Source organism: Pseudomonas fluorescens (assembly GCF_902498065.1).
In the GTDB taxonomy this organism is placed as follows: Bacteria; Pseudomonadota; Gammaproteobacteria; order Pseudomonadales; family Pseudomonadaceae; genus Aquipseudomonas; species Aquipseudomonas fluorescens_BJ.
This window is the reverse complement of the sequence record NZ_CABVIR010000004.1, coordinates 244,137-263,939: the sequence shown is the minus strand read 5'-3', so window position 1 is coordinate 263,939 and position 19,803 is coordinate 244,137. Positions and strand designations below refer to the sequence as shown.

Annotated in this window: 20 protein-coding genes; 14 read left to right on the top strand and 6 right to left on the bottom strand. The window is 58.2% G+C overall.

Features of this window, described 5'->3' with window-relative positions; genetic code table 11:
* The first annotated feature begins 125 nt into the window (after positions 1–125).
* Together pyrC and rnt are read left to right on the top strand one after the other, a co-directional pair.
* The gene (pyrC, locus tag F8N43_RS17125) at positions 126–1,172 is read left to right on the top strand and encodes a dihydroorotase (RefSeq protein WP_150631197.1); all 1,047 of its coding nucleotides are present in this window, start codon (positions 126–128) and stop codon (positions 1,170–1,172) included.
* On the top strand, positions 1,169–1,846 hold the full coding sequence (gene rnt, locus F8N43_RS17120; protein WP_007938919.1) for a ribonuclease T: 678 nt from the start codon (positions 1,169–1,171) through the stop codon (positions 1,844–1,846). Before pyrC ends, rnt begins: the two co-directional genes overlap by 4 nt.
* Before the next feature lie 167 nt (positions 1,847–2,013).
* Here the strand turns inward: rnt and F8N43_RS17115 are convergent, their stop codons facing one another.
* Positions 2,014–2,616 carry a peroxiredoxin gene (locus F8N43_RS17115; RefSeq protein WP_064679479.1) on the bottom strand — a complete coding sequence of 201 codons (603 nt, stop codon included), beginning with the start codon at positions 2,614–2,616 and terminating at the stop codon, positions 2,014–2,016.
* Between the two features lie 314 nt (positions 2,617–2,930).
* Between F8N43_RS17115 and F8N43_RS17110 the strand changes: the two genes are divergently transcribed.
* The gene (locus F8N43_RS17110; RefSeq protein ID WP_008032160.1) at positions 2,931–3,149 is read left to right on the top strand and encodes a bacterioferritin-associated ferredoxin; all 219 of its coding nucleotides are present in this window, start codon (positions 2,931–2,933) and stop codon (positions 3,147–3,149) included.
* Positions 3,150–3,348: 199 nt separating this feature from the next.
* Complete coding sequence (bfr, locus tag F8N43_RS17105; protein ID WP_150631198.1) at positions 3,349–3,822, top strand: bacterioferritin; 474 nt, start codon at positions 3,349–3,351, stop codon at positions 3,820–3,822.
* Positions 3,823–3,920: 98 nt separating this feature from the next.
* Here bfr and grxD read toward each other — a convergent pair whose 3' ends face one another.
* From grxD to F8N43_RS17090, 3 genes are all read right to left on the bottom strand, one after another.
* Positions 3,921–4,262 carry a Grx4 family monothiol glutaredoxin gene (grxD, locus tag F8N43_RS17100; protein WP_150639462.1) on the bottom strand — a complete coding sequence of 114 codons (342 nt, stop codon included), beginning with the start codon at positions 4,260–4,262 and terminating at the stop codon, positions 3,921–3,923.
* A 97-nt stretch (positions 4,263–4,359) separates the two neighbouring features.
* Positions 4,360–6,465 carry a molybdopterin oxidoreductase family protein gene (locus F8N43_RS17095; RefSeq protein WP_150654076.1) on the bottom strand — a complete coding sequence of 702 codons (2,106 nt, stop codon included), beginning with the start codon at positions 6,463–6,465 and terminating at the stop codon, positions 4,360–4,362.
* Positions 6,466–6,599: 134 nt separating this feature from the next.
* Positions 6,600–6,890, bottom strand: coding sequence for a hypothetical protein (locus F8N43_RS17090; RefSeq protein ID WP_150639464.1), 291 nt, complete (start codon positions 6,888–6,890; stop codon positions 6,600–6,602).
* A gap of 409 nt (positions 6,891–7,299) precedes the next feature.
* Between F8N43_RS17090 and argF the strand changes: the two genes are divergently transcribed.
* The gene (argF, locus tag F8N43_RS17085) at positions 7,300–8,220 is read left to right on the top strand and encodes an ornithine carbamoyltransferase (RefSeq protein ID WP_150639465.1); all 921 of its coding nucleotides are present in this window, start codon (positions 7,300–7,302) and stop codon (positions 8,218–8,220) included.
* Complete coding sequence (locus tag F8N43_RS17080; RefSeq protein ID WP_150631203.1) at positions 8,217–9,326, top strand: ABC transporter ATP-binding protein; 1,110 nt, start codon at positions 8,217–8,219, stop codon at positions 9,324–9,326. The genes argF and F8N43_RS17080 overlap by 4 nt, the downstream gene beginning before the upstream one ends.
* Before the next feature lie 51 nt (positions 9,327–9,377).
* Here the strand turns inward: F8N43_RS17080 and F8N43_RS17075 are convergent, their stop codons facing one another.
* Together F8N43_RS17075 and ybaK are read right to left on the bottom strand one after the other, a co-directional pair.
* A complete protein-coding gene (locus F8N43_RS17075; RefSeq protein ID WP_150631204.1) occupies positions 9,378–10,160 on the bottom strand; it encodes a PhzF family phenazine biosynthesis protein in 783 nt (260 codons plus the stop codon).
* A gap of 15 nt (positions 10,161–10,175) precedes the next feature.
* Positions 10,176–10,646: a Cys-tRNA(Pro) deacylase gene (gene ybaK, locus F8N43_RS17070; RefSeq protein WP_007971306.1), complete on the bottom strand. Its 471-nt coding sequence runs from the start codon at positions 10,644–10,646 to the stop codon at positions 10,176–10,178.
* Positions 10,647–11,015: 369 nt separating this feature from the next.
* Between ybaK and F8N43_RS17065 the strand changes: the two genes are divergently transcribed.
* The 8 genes from F8N43_RS17065 (at position 11,016) to F8N43_RS17030 (ending at position 19,724) form a co-directional block, all read left to right on the top strand.
* The gene (locus F8N43_RS17065) at positions 11,016–11,867 is read left to right on the top strand and encodes an MIP/aquaporin family protein (RefSeq protein ID WP_150631205.1); all 852 of its coding nucleotides are present in this window, start codon (positions 11,016–11,018) and stop codon (positions 11,865–11,867) included.
* Between the two features lie 75 nt (positions 11,868–11,942).
* Entirely contained in the window at positions 11,943–13,448 is a 1,506-nt protein-coding gene (glpK, locus tag F8N43_RS17060; RefSeq protein ID WP_150654075.1) for a glycerol kinase GlpK, read from the top strand.
* A gap of 95 nt (positions 13,449–13,543) precedes the next feature.
* Positions 13,544–14,299 carry a DeoR/GlpR family transcriptional regulator gene (locus tag F8N43_RS17055; RefSeq protein WP_150631207.1) on the top strand — a complete coding sequence of 252 codons (756 nt, stop codon included), beginning with the start codon at positions 13,544–13,546 and terminating at the stop codon, positions 14,297–14,299.
* Positions 14,300–14,582: 283 nt separating this feature from the next.
* Positions 14,583–16,121: a glycerol-3-phosphate dehydrogenase gene (gene glpD, locus F8N43_RS17050; RefSeq protein ID WP_150640068.1), complete on the top strand. Its 1,539-nt coding sequence runs from the start codon at positions 14,583–14,585 to the stop codon at positions 16,119–16,121.
* Positions 16,122–16,468: 347 nt separating this feature from the next.
* Complete coding sequence (locus tag F8N43_RS17045; RefSeq protein WP_031319096.1) at positions 16,469–17,383, top strand: glutamate/aspartate ABC transporter substrate-binding protein; 915 nt, start codon at positions 16,469–16,471, stop codon at positions 17,381–17,383.
* 192 nt (positions 17,384–17,575) lie between these two features.
* Positions 17,576–18,322 (top strand): amino acid ABC transporter permease, encoded by a 747-nt coding sequence (locus F8N43_RS17040; RefSeq protein ID WP_150640070.1) that lies wholly within the window; start codon positions 17,576–17,578, stop codon positions 18,320–18,322.
* Positions 18,322–18,993: an amino acid ABC transporter permease gene (locus F8N43_RS17035; RefSeq protein ID WP_150631210.1), complete on the top strand. Its 672-nt coding sequence runs from the start codon at positions 18,322–18,324 to the stop codon at positions 18,991–18,993. The genes F8N43_RS17040 and F8N43_RS17035 overlap by 1 nt, the downstream gene beginning before the upstream one ends.
* Positions 18,990–19,724 carry an amino acid ABC transporter ATP-binding protein gene (locus F8N43_RS17030; RefSeq protein ID WP_008032183.1) on the top strand — a complete coding sequence of 245 codons (735 nt, stop codon included), beginning with the start codon at positions 18,990–18,992 and terminating at the stop codon, positions 19,722–19,724. Before F8N43_RS17035 ends, F8N43_RS17030 begins: the two co-directional genes overlap by 4 nt.
* Positions 19,725–19,803: the final 79 nt, after the last annotated feature.

The following is a 19,803-nucleotide window of genomic DNA, read 5'->3' as shown; positions in this document are numbered from 1 at the left end:
GACACACACATGTTTACGGCATACCTGTTGGATATCGGAAGCTTCCTGCAAAACTTGATAGCGAGTGCCTGAGAGAGTCTTTTCCGGTAGCATTCCCCTCAGTTTGACCCGCCTGGAATCCCCTCATGTCCGACCGCCTGACCCTGCTGCGTCCCGACGACTGGCATATTCATCTTCGCGATGGTGCCGTGTTGACCAATACCGTTGCGGATGTCGCGCGCACCTTTGGTCGCGCCATCATCATGCCCAACCTGGTACCTCCGGTGCGCAACGCCGCTGAAGCCGACGGCTATCGCCAGCGGATTCTCGCTGCACGTCCGGCCGGCAGCCGTTTCGAACCGTTGATGGTGCTTTACCTCACCGACCGCACCCAGCCCGAAGAAATTCGTGAAGCCAAGGCCAGCGGTTTTGTGCACGCCGCCAAGTTGTACCCGGCTGGTGCAACCACCAACTCGGATTCTGGCGTCACCAGCATCGACAAGATTTTCCCGGCGATCGAGGCCATGGCCGAAGTCGGAATGCCTTTGTTGATTCACGGTGAAGTCACCCGTGGCGATGTCGATGTGTTCGACCGCGAAAAAATCTTCATCGATGAGCACATGCGTCGCGTAGTCGAGCGTTTCCCGACGCTCAAAGTGGTGTTCGAACACATCACCACCGCAGACGCCGTGCAGTTCGTCAACGCGGCTCCGGCCAACGTCGGCGCAACCATCACCGCACATCACTTGCTGTACAACCGCAACCACATGCTGGTGGGCGGGATTCGGCCGCACTTCTACTGCCTGCCGATCCTCAAGCGCAATACCCACCAGGAAGCCCTGCTCGACGCCGCCACCAGCGGCAGCGAAAAGTTCTTCCTCGGCACCGACTCGGCGCCGCACGCCCAGCATGCCAAGGAAGCCGCATGCGGCTGTGCCGGTTGCTACACCGCTTATGCGGCGATCGAGATGTACGCCGAAGCGTTCGAACAACGTAACGCGCTGGACAAGCTCGAAGCCTTCGCCAGCCTCAACGGTCCGCGCTTCTATGGCCTGCCGGTGAACACCGATCGCATTACCCTGGTCCGCGACGAGTGGACCGCCCCAACCAGCCTGCCATTTGGCGAGCTGACCGTTATCCCGCTGCGCGCCGGTGAAAAACTGCGCTGGCGCCTGCTGGAGGAACACGCGTGAGTGAAGACCATTTCGACGACGAACAGGACGGTCAAGGCGGCGGAGGTGGTCCACGCCACCCGATGGCAGCTCGATTCCGTGGTTACCTGCCAGTCGTTGTCGACGTTGAAACCGGTGGTTTCAACTCTGCCACTGACGCCTTGCTGGAAATAGCCGCTACCACCATCGCCATGGACGAGAAGGGTTTTGTATACCCTGATCACACCTACTTCTTCCGCGTCGAGCCTTTTGAAGGCGCCAACATCGAAGCAGCCGCGCTGGAGTTCACCGGGATCAAACTCGATCACCCGCTGCGCATGGCGGTGAGTGAAGAAGCGGCGCTGACCGATATCTTCCGTGGCATCCGCAAGGCATTGAAAGCCAACGGCTGCAAGCGGGCGATCCTGGTCGGGCACAACAGCAGTTTCGATCTGGGCTTCCTGAACGCAGCGGTTGCGCGCCTGGACATGAAGCGCAACCCGTTTCATCCGTTCTCCAGCTTCGACACGGCAACCCTGGCCGGTCTGGCCTACGGTCAGACGGTCCTGGCGAAAGCCTGCCAGGCAGCCGACATCGACTTCGACGGTCGCGAGGCTCACTCGGCTCGCTATGACACCGAGAAGACGGCCGAGCTGTTCTGCGGCATCGTCAATCGCTGGAAACAAATGGGCGGCTGGGAAGACTACAACGACTGAATGATTCCTGTAGGAGCGAGCCTGCTCGCGATGAGCCTGAGCGCACCCCGGTGTGTCAGGCCGCCAGCGTTATCGTTGACGACCCTCGCGAGCAAGCTCGCTCCTACAAATCCCGCCCATAAAAAAACCGGCCTCAACGGCCGGTTTTTTTATGCCTCGAATGCGCCTTACAGGGCAGCAGCATTCTCGGTCAGGTAAGCTGCGACGCCTTCGGTCGAAGCGGTCATGCCTTTGTCGCCTTTCTTCCAGTTGGCAGGGCAAACTTCGCCGTGCTCTTCGTGGAATTGCAGAGCGTCGACCAGACGGATCAGCTCTTCGATGTTACGGCCCAGCGGCAGGTCGTTGATGATCTGCGAACGGACAACGCCTTTGTCGTCGATCAGGAACGCGCCACGGAAAGCCACGCCGCCTTCGGATTCAACGTCGTAAGCCTTGGCGATTTCGTGCTTCAGGTCGGCCGCCATGGTGTAGCGAACTTCGCCGATGCCACCATTGTTGACCGGGGTGTTGCGCCACGCGTTGTGGGTGAAGTGCGAGTCGATCGAAACAGCGATCACTTCAACATTGCGGGCCTTGAAGTCGGACATGCGGTTGTCCAGAGCGATCAGCTCGGATGGGCAAACGAAAGTGAAGTCCAGTGGGTAGAAGAACACCAGGCCGTATTTGCCTTTGATGGCCGACGACAGGGTGAAGCTGTCGACGATTTCGCCATTGCCGAGTACGGCCGGTACGGTGAAGTCAGGGGCTTGCTTGCCTACGAGTACGCTCATTGAATATCTCCTGGTGTAAAAACGTGAAGTTCCGGGTTTGCGCCAGCCTGCCACCCTCAGGCGACAGCCCTGTGACACCCACCCGCTTCATAAGGACCGGTCATCATACACTGCGTTTTTGAGCTGTCTTCAACGGTTTTTCACCGACAGGTTAAATTGCCGACGTTGCGCTTACTGGCAGATTGCCCAAAGAAAACCGTTCGTCAGTCCCGCACGCTTATAACGCAAAGCTGTCAGAAACCACTTTGACAATCATTCTCGTTAACATTAAGATCCATCGCAACTGAGTCACCACCAGCGACGGTTCTTAGCTTATGTATGTCTGCCTCTGCACTGGCGTCACCGACGGACAAATCCGCGAAGCGATCTATGAAGGATGCTGCAGTTACAAGGAAGTCCGCCAAGCTACCGGCGTAGCCAGCCAATGCGGCAAATGCGCCTGCCTTGCCAAGGAAGTGGTGCGCGAAACCCTGACCAAATTGCAAACAGCCCAGGCTGCGATTCCTTTCCCGGTAGAATTTACTGCCGCGTGAAATCCCCTATTTCAAAGAACCGGACTCATGTCCGGTTTTTTTATGCCTGAAAATCAATTGGTTACGCACCAGACGCGGAACACAAACATTCTTATTCCGATTAATTTTCACTTAAGTTTCAATAACTTAGGTTTGACACTCTTAATTGTGCGGATCAAACTCTGCTTTATAGACAGCTAATATAGGGCAGGACCCCATCATGAAAGGCGACGTTACAGTCATCCAGCATCTCAACAAGATCCTTGCCAATGAGCTGGTCGCGATCAATCAATATTTTCTGCATGCGCGCATGTATGAAGATTGGGGTCTGAACAAGCTCGGCAAGCACGAGTACCACGAATCCATCGATGAGATGAAACACGCGGACAAGCTGATCAAGCGCATCCTGTTCCTGGAAGGCCTGCCGAACGTGCAGGACCTGGGTAAGCTGCAGATCGGCGAGCACACCCAGGAAATGCTTGAGTGCGACCTGCGCATCGAACGAACCGGCCATGCTGACCTGAAAGTCGCGATCGCTCATTGCGAGACCGTTGGCGACTTCGGTAGCCGCGAACTGCTCGAAGATATTCTTGAATCCGAAGAAGAACACATCGACTGGCTGGAAACCCAACTGGGCCTGATCGATAAAATCGGTCTTGAGAACTATCTGCAATCGCAGATGGGCGAAGAGTAAGTTAGCGCTCGTTAAACTCGAGACAATAAAAAGCCCCGCGCTCTTTTGAAGAGGCGGGGCTTTTTCATGCCCGAGATTCGCAGGGCAAACCTGTAGGATCAGGCTTCGGTCTTGGTCGCAGCAGCCGCTTCAACAGCCGCTTTGATGGTGCTTTGCAGCGAACCGTCTGCAGCCATCTCGGTCATGATGTCGCTACCGCCGACCAGTTCACCACCCACCCACAGTTGCGGGAAAGTTGGCCAGTTGGCGTATTTTGGCAGGTTGGCGCGGATTTCCGGGTTCTGCAGGATGTCCACGTACGCAAACTTTTCACCACACGCCATCACGGCCTGCGCGGCTTTCGCGGAGAAGCCACACTGCGGGGCATTCGGCGAACCTTTCATGTAAAGCAGAATGGTGTTGTTGGCAATCTGCTCTTTAATCGTTTCGATGATATCCATGGAGCACCTCGGCTGAACTTTCCGACTCAGGGGTCGGCACGGTGGCGCATTGTAACGGAAACCCGAGCGCCATGCTCGGTCTCCCCGACAGACTCAATCAAGCCGCTACCACGGTCACTGGCACACCGTTCAATGCCGCATTCCCCGACAACTCATCGAGTTGACACTCGTCGGTCAGGTCATTGGCGCTGGAACCCGGCTGGCCGCTGGCAATCGTCATCTGCACACCGGGTCGCGCATGGCCCCAACCGTGCGGCAGGCTGACCACGCCTTTCATCATATCCAGACTGCCCAGCACTTCCACTTCGATCATGCCGACCCGGGAACTGACCCGTACCCGCTGCCCATCGCTGAGCCCGCGACTGGCGAGGTCGTCCGGATGCATCAGCAATTGATGACGCGGCTTGCCTTTCACCAGACGGTGGTAGTTGTGCATCCACGAGTTATTGCTGCGCACGTGACGACGGCCAATCATCAGCAGTTCATCAGCAGCCGGGGCTTGCAGCGCCGCAAAACGCGCGAGATCGGCGAGGATCGCCGCCGGCGCTGCCTGAATGCGCTGATGGGCGGTTTTCAGGCGTGGCGCCAGGTTGGATTTCAGTGCGCCAAGATCAACGCCATGGGGCTGATCAAACAGCGTCGCCAAGGACAACTTGTGCGGCGAAGCGTCGCCGTACAACCCCATTCGCAAGCCACGGTCGATCATCTGCGCAGGGGGAATCGTCGGTTTCAGCTCCTTGCCGGTCTTCGCGGCAAACGCCTTGGCCAACCCGACGAAAATCTCCCAGTCGTGCAACGCGCCTTCCGGTTTGGCCAGGATCGCGCGGTTGAACCGGCTGACGTTACGCACTGCAAACATGTTGAACGTGGTGTCGTAGTGATCGTTTTCCAGGGCTGAAGTGGACGGCAGGATCAGGTCGGCATAGCGCGTGGTTTCGTTGATGTACAAGTCAATACTGACCATGAACTCCAACCCGTCCAGGGCCTGCTCCAGTTGCCGGCCATTGGGCGTGGACAGCACCGGATTGCCGGCTACGGTAATCAGCGCGCGGACCTGCCCCTCCCCCTCGGTGAGCATTTCTTCGGCCAGCGCCGACACCGGCAGCTCGCCGCCGTATTCCGGACGCCCGGACACGCGGCTCTGCCACAGATTGAAATGTCCGCCCGAAGTAGACGCCACCAGGTCCACCGCTGGTTCGGTGCACAACGCCCCCCCGACGCGATCGAGATTGCCGGTGACCAGGTTGATCAACTGCACCAGCCAATGGCACAACGTGCCAAATGCCTGAGTGGAAACGCCCATGCGCCCGTAACAGACCGCGGTCGGCGCTGCTGCGAAGTCCCGCGCCAATTGACGGATCTGCTCGGCGGGCACGGCACACAGCGGGCTCATGGCTTCGGCGGTGAAACCCGCGACGGCCTCGCGCACGTCATCCAGGCCGTCGACCGGCAAATGGCTGTCGCGGGTCAGACCTTCCGCAAACAACGTGTTGAGCAGCCCGAACAGCAATGCCGCGTCCCCCCCCGGACGCACGAACAGATGCTGATCGGCAATCGCGGCCGTTTCGCTGCGGCGCGGATCGACCACCACCACTTTGCCGCCCCGAGACTGAATCGCTTTCAGACGCTTTTCCACATCCGGCACGGTCATGATGCTGCCGTTGGAGGCCAGCGGATTGCCGCCAAGGATCAGCATGAAGTCGGTGTGATCGATGTCGGGAATCGGCAACAACAAACCGTGGCCGTACATCAAATGGCTGGTCAGGTGATGAGGCAATTGATCGACCGACGTCGCGGAAAACCGGTTGCGGGTTTTCAGCAGACCCAGAAAGTAATTGCTGTGGGTCATCAGCCCGTAGTTGTGCACACTGGGATTGCCTTGATAAACCGCCACCGAGTTCTGCCCGTGGCGCTCCTGTATCGCCGCCAGGCGTTCGCCTACAAGGTTGAAGGCGTCTTCCCACTCGATGGGTTGCCATTCGCTGCCGACGCGCAGCATCGGCTGACGCAGACGATCAGGATCGTTCTGAATGTCTTGCAGGGCAACGGCCTTGGGGCAGATGTGCCCGCGACTGAACGTATCCTGGGCATCGCCCTTGATCGAGGTGATCTGCACAGCACCATCGAGCTCGGTGGTCTCGATGGTCAGGCCGCAGATGGCTTCACACAGGTGGCAGGCACGGTGATGGAGAGTCTTGGTCATGGCCAGTCTCTGTCTTGTTCTGGGCGGGCAATAGCGGCCGCGGGAACAAAACTATGGCGCGTGACCCGTCACTGCGCCAGCGACGTTCGTCTTGTGAATCGGCGGCCATCAGGCCAGCCGATGACCGCTCGGGATCAGTTCGACGGCAGCCTCGGCGGCGCCTGCAACTGAATCTCCTGGATGGTTTCTATCTGTTCGTGAGCGACATGCACGCCAGTGAGTTCGCCGATCAGTCGCCAGTGCTCGTCGAGCCCGGCGCTGATGGTGGCCATGCGGTCGATCATCCGCCGGCCTGCGGCCTTGGTCACCTCGTCATTACTTCGCAAAAGCTCAAAGGACATTGAGGTCATCGAAGCGGTGAGATGCGTCAGTGAGCGGGCCGTGAGACCAAGTAATTCCATCAATTGCTGTTCTTTCGATTCCATTCCGAAGGCTTCCTGCGTCGCTCGTAACTTAGTTATAACCCAGCACATTGCATTAGCAAGTGTTTCAGACGAGGCACATTGCCACTAGAAGACTCGAATACCGGGTCAGAAACCGACCATCAGCGCACCATGGCCGCCCTGTTTGATTGCAAAGCCCCACAGCCCCAGTGTACAAATGAACGGCTGCTGTCAGGAAACAGGCTTCAAAAGCGCTACTGTGGTCCACCCCCATAGCCCCTCTGAAATCCCCTAAAAACCGTAGCCCTATTGGTAAGACGCGACATTTAATTATAAGATCGCGCCTTCCCCTATTTCGTCGCCCCGTGCGGCTTACGCCGCAGGTCTCGCCCGTTGTTCCGTTAAACAAGGCTTTGAGCATCTGCGGTTTGTAGCAAAAAGGTAGTCAATGATGAGCGCAAGGCACTTTCTCTCCCTGATGGATTGCACGCCCGAAGAGCTGGTCAGCGTGATCCGTCGAGGCGTTGAGCTCAAAGACCTGCGTAACCGCGGCGTACTGTTCGAGCCTCTGAAAAACCGCGTGCTCGGGATGATTTTCGAGAAGTCCTCCACGCGCACCCGTATCTCGTTCGAGGCCGGCATGATCCAGCTCGGCGGCCAGGCGATCTTCCTGTCGCCGCGCGACACGCAACTGGGCCGTGGCGAACCGATCGGCGACGCCGCCATTGTCATGTCGAGCATGCTCGATGCGGTGATGATTCGTACGTTTTCCCACAGCACATTGACCGAATTCGCCGCCAATTCGCGCGTCCCGCTGATCAACGGTCTGTCCGACGATTTGCACCCGTGCCAGTTGCTGGCCGACATGCAAACCTTCCTCGAACATCGCGGCTCGATCCAGGGCAAAACCGTGGCCTGGATCGGCGACGGCAACAACATGTGCAACAGCTATATAGAAGCGGCGATCCAGTTCGACTTCCAGTTGCGCATCGCTTGCCCTGAAGGCTATGAACCCAACCCTGAATTCGTGGCCAAGGCCGGTGATCGGGTGACCATCGTCCGGGATCCGAAGGATGCCGTACGGGGCGCTCATCTGGTGAGCACCGATGTCTGGACCTCCATGGGCCAGGAAGAGGAAACCGCCAAGCGCCTGAAGCTGTTCGCACCCTTCCAGGTCAACCGCGCCCTGCTCGATCTGGCCGCTTCGGACGTGCTGTTCATGCATTGCCTGCCGGCGCACCGTGGCGAGGAAATCAGCGTCGACCTGCTGGACGACAGCCGCTCCGTCGCCTGGGATCAAGCGGAAAACCGCCTCCACGCACAAAAGGCCCTGCTCGAGTTTCTCGTCGAACCGGCGTATCACCACGCATGAGCCAGCCATTACTGCTTAATCTGCGCAACCTCGCTTGCGGCTATCAAGACCAGCGCGTCGTGCAGAACCTCAACCTGCATTTGAATGCCGGCGACATCGGTTGCCTGCTTGGCTCCTCGGGCTGCGGCAAAACCACCACCCTGCGGGCGATTGCCGGTTTTGAACCGGTGCACGAAGGTGAAATCACCCTGGCGGGCGAGACAATCTCAAGCGCCGGGTTTACCCTCGCCCCGGAGAAACGCCGGATCGGTATGGTGTTTCAGGATTACGCCCTGTTTCCACATTTGAGCGTGGCCGAGAACATCGGGTTCGGGATCCGCAAGCACCCGCAAAAGGATCGCGTGACCGAAGAGCTGCTGGAACTGGTCAACCTGAAAAACCTCGGCAAACGCTTTCCGCACGAGCTCTCGGGGGGTCAGCAGCAGCGTGTCGCCCTGGCCCGCGCCCTGGCGCCGGAGCCGCAACTGCTCCTCCTCGACGAACCGTTCTCCAACCTCGACGGCGAGTTGCGGCGCAAGCTCAGCCACGAAGTGCGAGACATCCTCAAGGCCCGTGGCACCAGCGCGATTCTGGTGACCCACGACCAGGAAGAAGCCTTCGCGGTGAGCGATCATGTCGGGGTTTTCAAGGAAGGTCGCCTGGAACAGTGGGACACGCCCTACAACCTGTATCACGAACCGCTGACGCCCTATGTGGCCAGTTTCATTGGTCAGGGCTACTTCATTCGCGGCCAGTTGAGCAGCCCGGAATCGGTGCAGACCGAGCTGGGTGAGTTACGCGGCAATCGGGCTTACACCTGGCCGATTGGTGGCGCGGTGGATGTGCTGCTCCGTCCGGACGATATCGTTTATGCACCGGACAGCGCCTTGAAGGCACGGATTGTCGGCAAGTCGTTCCAGGGTGCGTCGACGTTGTATCGGTTGCAGTTGCCAACAGGTGCGCAGCTGGAATCGATTTTCCCGAGCCATGCTGATCATCTGGTCGGTGCAGAAGTGGGCATTCGCGTGGCGGCCGAACATCTGGTGTTGTTCCAGGCGTCCGGCAGCACAGCGGCGCAGATTCCTGCGATGGACTCCGGTGTCCGGCGGCACAGCACCGCCAACTGACCAACACAATCTCTGTGGGAGCGAGCTTGCTCGCTCCCACAGAGGGTAGCGTCAACCCAACATCAATGTTCCACTGGCCACCAGCGTTGCATTTCCGCCGATCTTGACCCGATCGCCTTCCAACCGACAGAACAACTCCCCGCCGCGTTTCGAACACTGATATGCCGTCAGACTCGACTTGCCCAAACGTTTCGACCAGTACGGAATCAGGCTGCAATGGGTGGAACCGGTCACCGGGTCTTCATTGATACCGATCGCCGGCGCGAAGTACCGCGACACAAAATCATGCTTGCTGCCCTTGGCGGTGACGATGGCGCCCGGCCACGGCAGTTTGGCCAAAGCCACCATGTCCGGCTGACAATCGAGCACCGCCTGCTCCGACTCCAGCACCACGAACAATTCATTCGAACCCAACACATCGACCACTTCGACGCCCAAGGCGCGTTCGACATCCAGTGTCACGCCGACTTCAGACGGCACGATTGCCGGAAAATCCAGCCATAAGCGACCGCCCTCACGACTCACGCTCAGCGGGCCGGATTTACAAATGAAGTCCAGGCGTTCGACCGGTTCTTTATAGATCTCGAACAACACGTACGCGCTGGCCAGGGTGGCATGCCCACACAAAGGCACCTCGGTGGTGGGAGTGAACCAGCGGATGTGCCAGCCCTGCCCTTCACGCACCACAAAAGCGGTTTCGGCGAGGTTATGTTCAGCGGCAATTTTCTGCATCAACTCATCGGCGAGCCAGGCATCGAGCCGATAGACCATCGCCGGGTTACCACTGAACGGCCTGTCACTGAACGCATCGACCTGATGAAACTCAAGCTGCATAACTTTCTCCCTGATTCAGGCGCGGCCGATATCGGCGAACTTGGCTTGTGTGTGTTCGGCCAATACTGCGGGGGCGAGTTCCACTTCCAGGCCACGTCGACCGGCACTGACAAAAATGCTGGCGAAGGGCTGAGCCGAATTATCGATAAAGGTGCGCAGGCGCTTTTTCTGTCCCAGCGGGCTGATGCCGCCCAACAGATAACCGGTGGAACGTTGCGCAGCGGCCGGGTCGGCCATTTCGACTTTTTTCACACCGGCTGCATGCGCCAGGCCCTTCAAGTCCAGACTTCCGACGACCGGCACCACCGCCACCAGTAATTCCCCTTTCTCGCTGGCCGCCAACAAAGTCTTGAATACCTGCGCCGGGTCCAGCCCCAGTTTCTCCGCGGCCTCCAGCCCATAAGACGCGGCCTTCGGATCATGTTCGTAACTGTGCACGCGATGTTCGGCACGAACTTTTTTCAACAAATCCAATGCGGGGGTCATGACAGCTCCAGACTGGGCGGCAGAGAAAAAATACTGCGCTGGATTCTAGGACATTGCTCCATAAAAGGCTCTATCACGGCAGCGTTTCCAGTGCTTGGCGCGGTTTTTTACCGTTCGTCAGAGTTCGTCCTGTTCACAAAACAAAACGATCATTCATGTGACTAATAGTTGCATTGTGACCGATAGTTCACTTTCGACCTTTGACAGCAGTGTTTCTTGTCTATATTTTTTCGAAACTGAATACCGTACAACGTGACAACGCAACACTCAGCAGTAAGCCAGGAACAGGATGGGGATCCTGTCCCGGTGAAAATCGCGCTTTGACCATGACGAAAAAAGCGCCAGACAACAAAAACAAAGAGGTTTTCGATGACAACTGCTTTACAACAACCGTCACTTTCAAGCCAATGCATGGCCGAATTTCTGGGCACTGCACTGTTGATCTTTTTTGGTACCGGTTGCGTTGCCGCGCTCAAGGTCGCGGGTGCCAGCTTTGGCTTGTGGGAAATCAGCATTATCTGGGGCGTCGGCGTCAGTATGGCGATCTACCTGACCGCCGGAGTTTCCGGCGCTCACCTCAACCCTGCCGTCAGCATCGCGCTGAGCATTTTCGCCGACTTCGAAAAACGCAAACTTCCGTTTTACATTCTTGCCCAGGTGGCTGGTGCGTTCTGCGGCGCGTTGTTGGTTTACACGCTGTACAGCAATCTTTTCTTCGATTACGAACAAACTCACCATATGGTGCGTGGCACTCAAGCCAGCCTCGAACTGGCGTCGGTGTTTTCCACCTTCCCCAACCCGGCTTTGTCCACTGCCCAGGCTTTCCTGGTTGAAGTGATCATCACCGCGATCCTGATGGGCGTGATCATGTCCCTGACCGACGACAACAACGGCCTGCCCAACGGGCCAATGGCGCCACTGCTGATCGGCCTGCTGATTGCCGTGATTGGCAGCTCGATGGGGCCGCTGACCGGTTTTGCGATGAACCCGGCGCGTGACTTCGGACCGAAGCTGATGACTTTCTTTGCCGGCTGGGGTGAAATTTCCTTCACCGGTGGGCGCGATATCCCCTATTTCCTGATTCCGATTTTTGCACCGATTGTCGGTGCCTGCCTCGGTGCTGCAGCGTATCGCGGGCTGATTGCCCGTCATCTGCCCAGCGCCATACCTGCTACAAAGGACGCAACACCGGCCATTGACGGCAAACCAAGAACTTCTTGATACCGTTGGCGCACGATCCTGCCCATTTGATCGCGCGCCTGACCTCACTCCCTTATTTCGTCCAAGGCAATCGACATGACCGACATTCAGAATAAGAACTACATCATTGCCCTCGATCAGGGTACGACCAGCTCCCGCGCGATCATTTTCGACCGCGACGCGAACGTGGTTTGCACCGCCCAACGCGAATTCGCCCAGCATTACCCTCAAGCCGGCTGGGTCGAACACGACCCGATGGAAATCTTCGCCACCCAAAGCGCCGTGATGGTCGAGGCCCTGGCGCAAGCCGGCCTGCATCACGACCAGGTGGCGGCGATCGGCATTACCAACCAGCGCGAAACCACCGTGGTCTGGGACAAGACCACCGGCCGCCCGATCTACAACGCGATCGTCTGGCAGTGCCGCCGCAGCACCGAGATCTGCCAGCAGCTCAAGCGCGACGGCCACGAGCAATACATCAGCGAAACCACCGGCCTGGTCACCGACCCGTACTTCTCCGGCACCAAGCTCAAGTGGATCCTCGACAACGTCGAAGGCAGCCGTGAGCGAGCGCGCAAAGGCGAACTGTTGTTCGGCACCGTCGACAGCTGGCTGATCTGGAAATTTACCGGCGGCAAGGTTCACGTCACCGATTACACCAACGCCTCGCGCACCATGCTCTTCAACATCCACACCCTGGAGTGGGACGCGAAGATGCTGGAGGTGCTGGATATTCCGCGCGAGATGCTGCCGGAAGTTAAATCCTCGTCGGAAATCTACGGCCACACCAAAAGCGGCATCGCCATTGGCGGTATCGCCGGAGATCAGCAGGCTGCCCTGTTCGGCCAGATGTGCGTCGAGCCAGGCCAGGCGAAAAACACCTACGGCACCGGCTGCTTCCTGCTGATGAACACCGGCGACAAAGCGGTGAAGTCCAAGCACGGCATGCTGACCACCATCGCCTGCGGCCCGCGCGGCGAAGTGGCCTACGCGCTGGAAGGTGCGGTATTCAACGGCGGCTCCACCGTTCAGTGGCTGCGTGACGAGCTGAAAATCATTAATGACGCCCACGACACCGAATACTTCGCCAACAAGGTCAAGGACAGCAACGGCGTGTACCTGGTGCCAGCGTTCACCGGCCTGGGTGCTCCGTACTGGGACCCCTATGCCCGTGGCGCATTGTTCGGCCTGACTCGCGGCGTACGCGTGGATCACATTATCCGTGCAGCGCTGGAGTCGATTGCCTACCAGACGCGCGACGTGCTCGACGCCATGCAACAGGATTCCGGCGAACGCCTCAAAGCACTGCGCGTGGATGGCGGTGCAGTGGCGAACAATTTCCTGATGCAGTTCCAGGCCGACATCCTCGGCACGCAGGTCGAGCGCCCGCAAATGCGCGAAACCACCGCACTCGGTGCGGCGTACCTGGCCGGTCTGGCGTGTGGCTTCTGGGGCAGCCTGGAAGAACTGCGCGGCAAGGCGGTGATCGAGCGCGAATTCGAGCCGACACTGGACGAAACCGCCAAGGAAAAACTCTACGCCGGCTGGAAAAAAGCGGTCAGCCGCACGCGTGACTGGGAACCTCATGAAGGCGCTGAATAAGCCCACGTAAGCACTCGTATCTGTATGTAACTGGTAGGGAGCAGATTCCTGCGGCATCATGGGCAAATTTTGCACGGCAGCCCAAAGGAAGCCCCATGAATCTGCCTCCCCGTCAGCAGCAAATCCTCGAACTGGTTCGCGAACGCGGCTATGTCAGCATCGAGGAAATGGCCACGCTGTTCGTTGTTACACCGCAGACTATTCGCCGCGACATCAATCAGCTCGCGGAGTCCAATTTACTGCGTCGCTACCATGGCGGCGCTGCTTACGATTCCAGCGTTGAAAACACTGCCTACGCGATGCGCGCCGATCAGATGCGCGATGAAAAGCAGCGTATCGGCGAAGCCATTGCCGCACAGATCCCTGATCACGCCTCGCTGTTCATCAACATTGGCACGACCACCGAATCGATCGCCCGGGCGCTGCTCAACCACAACCACCTGAAGATCATCACCAACAACCTGCATGTGGCTTCGATGCTCAGCGCCAAGGACGACTTCGACGTTCTGCTGACGGGCGGCAATGTGCGGCGCGACGGTGGCGTAGTCGGTCAGGCCAGTGTCGACTTCATTAACCAGTTCAAGGTCGACTTCGCCCTCGTCGGCATCAGCGGTATTGATGAAGACGGCAGCCTGCTGGACTTCGATTATCAGGAAGTGCGGGTGTCGCAGGCGATCATCGCCAATGCGCGGAAGGTGATTCTGGCGGCGGACTCCAGCAAATTCGGGCGCAACGCCATGATTCGCCTGGGGCCGATCAGCTTGATCGACTGCCTGGTGACCGATCAGCAGCCTGTGCCGGCGCTGGCGCAATTGTTGAGTCAGCACAAGATTCGGTTGGAAGTGGTCTAACCCCTAGGCTGTACCGACGCCATCGCGGGCAAGCCCGCCCCCACAGGATTTGTACATGACCTGTGGGGGCGGGCTTGCCCGCGATGACGATTGCCCATGCAACACACCTCTAGCGACTTAATCGCGCGCTTAAATGTTCGTAAATTTTCCTTTACCCGCCCTTCGATCAGTATTTTCAATCGAAGTTGACTGGCTGTGCGCGGCTTTATGGGCTACCATTTTCGCAAATGAACATTAATGTTCGAAATCCAATACCGAAAATCAAAAAAACCGAGGCCATCCGATGCCCACTTCTACCTTGCCTACGCCCCCACTCGCCGAGGTCTACGATATCGCCGTCATCGGTGGCGGGATCAATGGCGTGGGAATCGCAGCGGACGCCGCCGGTCGCGGTCTTTCGGTGTTCCTTTGCGAAAAGGATGATCTGGCCAGCCACACCTCGTCGGCCAGCAGCAAACTGATCCACGGTGGCCTGCGCTACCTCGAACATTACGAATTCCGCCTGGTCCGCGAAGCCCTCGCCGAGCGCGAAGTGTTGCTGGCCAAGGCGCCGCACATCGTCAAACAAATGCGCTTCGTCTTGCCGCACCGTCCGCACCTGCGTCCGGCATGGATGATTCGCGCCGGGTTGTTCCTTTATGACAACCTTGGCAAACGGGAAAAACTCGAAGGCTCGAAAAGCCTGAAGTTCGGCCCGGACAGCCCGTTGAAAAGCGAAATCACCAAAGGCTTCGAATACTCCGATTGCTGGGTCGACGATGCGCGCCTGGTGGTCCTGAACGCCATGGCCGCCCGCGAAAACGGCGCCCATGTCCACACTCAGACCCGCTGCGTCAGCGCTCGTCGCACCAAGGGCTTGTGGCATCTGCACCTGGAACGCGCCGACGGCAGCCTGTTTTCGATCCGCGCCAAGGCGCTGGTGAATGCGGCCGGCCCCTGGGTGGCCAAGTTCATTCGTGATGATTTGAAGATGGAGTCGCCGTACGGCATCCGTCTGATCCAGGGCAGTCATTTGATCGTGCCGAAGCTGTACGAGGGCGAACACGCGCACATTCTGCAAAACGAAGATCAGCGCATCGTCTTCACCATTCCGTACCTGAACCATTTCACCCTGATCGGCACCACCGACCGCGAGTACACCGGCGACCCTGCCAAAGTGGCGATCACTGAAGGCGAAACCGATTACCTGTTGAAAGTGGTCAACGCCCACTTCAAGAAACAGATCAGCCGCGACGACATCCTGCACAGCTATTCCGGTGTTCGTCCGCTGTGCAACGACGAATCCGACAATCCGTCGGCCGTCACCCGCGACTACACCCTCGCGCTGTCGGGCTCGGGCGAAGAAGCGCCGTTGCTGTCGGTGTTCGGCGGCAAGCTGACCACCTACCGTAAACTGGCCGAGTCGGCGCTGGCGCAACTGGCTCCTTACTTCACGCACATCAAACCGAGCTGGACCGCCACGGCGACCCTGCCGGGCGGCGAAGACATGACCACCCCGCAGGCGTTGAGCTCGCGGATTCGCGACCAATTCGACTGGGTGCCGACCGAAATCGCGCGCCGCTGGGCCACCACTTACGGCAGCCGCACCTGGCGCATGCTCGAAGGCGTGCAAAGCCTCAGTGACCTCGGCGAGCACATCGGCGGCGGTCTCTACACCCGCGAAGTCGATTACCTGTGCAGTGAAGAGTGGGCAACCACGGCGCACGACATTCTATGGCGTCGCAGCAAGCTGGGCTTGTTCACCACCCCGGACGAGCAGCAGAGGCTCGCGGATTACCTGAGCAAGGTCGAGCAAAACCGCAGCAAGATCGAAGCGGCCTGATCTCACCTCCGTTCAAACGAAAGCCCCTGAATCTCACGACTCAGGGGCTTTTTTGTATTCGGGAAACATCAATCCGCTGTAGCGGCGACCCTTGCATTCGGTTTTCCGAACATGACCTGTCGGTCTATTCGGTTAACCGGATTCTCTAACACCAAAAAACACGCCATAAATATTTAATATCCTTATAAATCAATGATTTGATCTAATTCGCCTGGTCTGGCACGAGTCATGCTCTACACTCTTGGACGAATGCTTGTTGCGCGGACCTTAAGTAGCCGACGGACATTCGAAGCACAAAAGGGCCGATGAACTGGCTCCATAAAAAAAACAATGTCGAGGAAAATTTGATGCGCATCGTTCCCCATATCCTGGGCGCAGCCATTGCTGCCGCTCTGATTACCACTCCAGTTTTCGCTGCCGAACTCACCGGCACACTGAAGAAGATCAAAGAGTCCGGCACCATCACCCTCGGGCATCGTGACGCTTCCATTCCGTTTTCCTATATCGCGGACGCTTCCGGCAAACCGGTTGGCTACTCCCACGATATCCAGCTGAAAATTGTTGAAGCGATCAAGAAAGACCTGGACCTGCCTAACCTTCAGGTCAAATACAACCTGGTGACCTCGCAAACCCGTATCCCTCTGGTGCAGAACGGCACCGTGGATCTGGAATGCGGTTCCACCACCAACAACGTCGAGCGTCAGCAGCAAGTTGACTTCTCCGTCGGCATCTTCGAAATCGGCACCAAGCTGCTGGCCAAGAAGGATTCGCCGTACAAAGATTTCGCCGACCTGAAAGGCAAGAACGTAGTGACCACAGCGGGCACCACGTCCGAGCGTATTCTCAAGTCGATGAACGCCGACAAGCAGATGGGCATGAACGTCATCTCCGCCAAGGACCACGGCGAATCCTTCCAGATGCTGGAATCGGGTCGTGCCGTTGCGTTCATGATGGACGACGCACTGCTGGCCGGTGAAATGGCCAAGGCCAAGAAGCCGACTGACTGGGCTGTGACGGGCACTGCACAATCCTACGAAATCTACGGCTGCATGGTCCGCAAGGGCGACGAGCCGTTCAAGAAGGCTGTAGACGACGCCATTGTGGCGACCTACAAATCCGGCGAGATCAACAAGATCTACGAAAAATGGTTCATGCAACCTATCCCGCCTAAAGGCCTGAACCTGATGTTCCCGATGAGCGACGAGCTCAAGGCGCTGATCGCCAATCCGACTGATAAAGCGGCTGACGACAAGAAATCCTGATTTCTGACTAACCTTACCTCCTGAGAGGGCTACTACTCTCTCAGGAGGTTGTCACTCCCTGCTGGCATTTCTGGAAACACTCGAACCGGTGGCTGTCGAGCCGATCGCGTGTGCCTGACTCTCAAGTCGGGCGGGAACGGAGCTTCCCCAGGCGGGCACTAGTACATCGATCGAATCCGAGGGGAGACCCTAATGAATTACAACTGGGACTGGGGCGTGTTCTTCAAGTCCACCGGCGTGGGCAGTGAGATCTATCTCGACTGGTACCTCACCGGTTTGGGCTGGACCATTGCCATCGCCATCGTGGCCTGGATCATTGCCCTGACGCTGGGCTCGATCCTGGGCGTCATGCGCACCGTACCGAATCGCATCGTGTCGGGCATCGCGACCTGCTACGTCGAACTGTTTCGTAACGTGCCATTGCTGGTGCAGCTGTTCATCTGGTACTTCCTGGTGCCCGATCTGCTGCCGCAAAACCTGCAGGACTGGTACAAACAGGACCTGAACCCGACCACCTCGGCGTTCCTCAGCGTTGTTGTCTGCCTGGGCCTGTTCACCACCGCTCGCGTTTGCGAACAAGTACGCACCGGCATTCAGGCGTTGCCGAAAGGCCAGGAAGCCGCTGCTCGCGCCATGGGCTTCAAGCTGCCACAGATCTACTGGAACGTGCTGCTGCCCCAGGCTTACCGGATCATCATTCCGCCGCTCACCTCGGAATTCTTGAACGTGTTCAAGAACACCTCCGTCGCCTCGCTGATCGGCCTGATGGAGTTGCTCGCGCAGACCAAACAGACTGCCGAGTTTTCCGCGAACCTGTTCGAAGCTTTCACCCTGGCAACGCTGATCTACTTCACCCTGAACATGAGCCTGATGCTGCTCATGCGCCTGGTCGAGAAGAAAGTCGCCGTACCGGGCCTGATCTCCGTAGGGGGTAAATGATGGAATTCGACTTCTCGGGCATCATCCCGTCCCTGCCGGGTCTGTGGAACGGCATGGTCATGACCCTGCAACTGATGGCGCTGGGCGTCGTCGGCGGGATCATCCTCGGCACAATCCTCGCGCTGATGCGCCTGTCCCACAGCAAACTGCTGTCGAACATCGCCGGCGCCTACGTTAACTACTTCCGTTCGATTCCACTGCTGCTGGTCATCACCTGGTTCTACCTGGCGGTGCCGTTCGTGCTGCGCTGGATCACCGGCGAAGACACACCGATCGGCGCATTCGCCTCATGCATCGTGGCCTTCATGATGTTCGAAGCGGCGTACTTCTGCGAAATCGTCCGCGCCGGTGTGCAGTCGATTCCCAAAGGCCAGATGGGCGCTGCCCAAGCCCTGGGCATGACGTACGGCCAGATGATGCGTCTGATCATCCTGCCGCAAGCGTTCCGCAAGATGACCCCTCTGCTGCTGCAACAGAGCATCATCCTGTTTCAGGACACCTCGCTGGTGTATGCGGTCGGTCTGGTGGACTTCCTCAATGCCTCGCGTGCCAGTGGCGACATCATCGGCCGCTCGAATGAGTTCCTGATCTTCGCAGGTCTCGTGTACTTCACAATCAGCTTTGCCGCCTCGCTGCTGGTCAAGCGTCTGCAAAAAAGGTTTGCCGTATGATCTCTATCAAGAATGTCAACAAGTGGTATGGCGACTTCCAGGTACTGACTGACTGCAGCACCGAGGTCAAAAAAGGCGAAGTGATCGTGGTTTGCGGCCCGTCCGGCTCCGGCAAATCCACCTTGATCAAATGCGTCAACGCGCTGGAACCGTTCCAGAAAGGCGACATCGTGGTCGACGGCACGTCCATCGCCGACCCGAAGACCAACCTGCCAAAACTGCGCTCTCGCGTGGGCATGGTGTTCCAGCATTTCGAGCTGTTCCCGCACCTGACCATCACCGAAAACCTGACCATCGCGCAGATCAAGGTGTTGGGTCGCAGCAAGGAAGAGGCCACCAAGAAAGGCCTGCAATTGCTGGAGCGCGTCGGTCTCTCGGCGCACGCTCACAAGCATCCGGGTCAGCTCTCCGGTGGTCAGCAACAGCGTGTGGCGATTGCCCGTGCGCTGGCGATGGACCCGATCGTCATGCTGTTCGACGAACCGACCTCGGCACTCGACCCTGAAATGGTCAACGAAGTGCTCGACGTGATGGTGCAACTGGCCCACGAAGGCATGACCATGATGTGCGTGACCCACGAAATGGGCTTCGCCCGTAAAGTGGCGGACCGGGTGATCTTCATGGACGCCGGCAAAATCATCGAAGACTGCAAGAAAGAAGAGTTCTTCGGCGACATCAGCCACCGCGCCGAGCGTACGCAGCACTTCCTCAACAAGATTCTGCAGCACTAAGCACCGGGCGCTTGCTCGAAGCCACACCAATCCCTTGTGGGAGCGAGCTTGCTCGCGATAGCGGACTGACATTCAACAT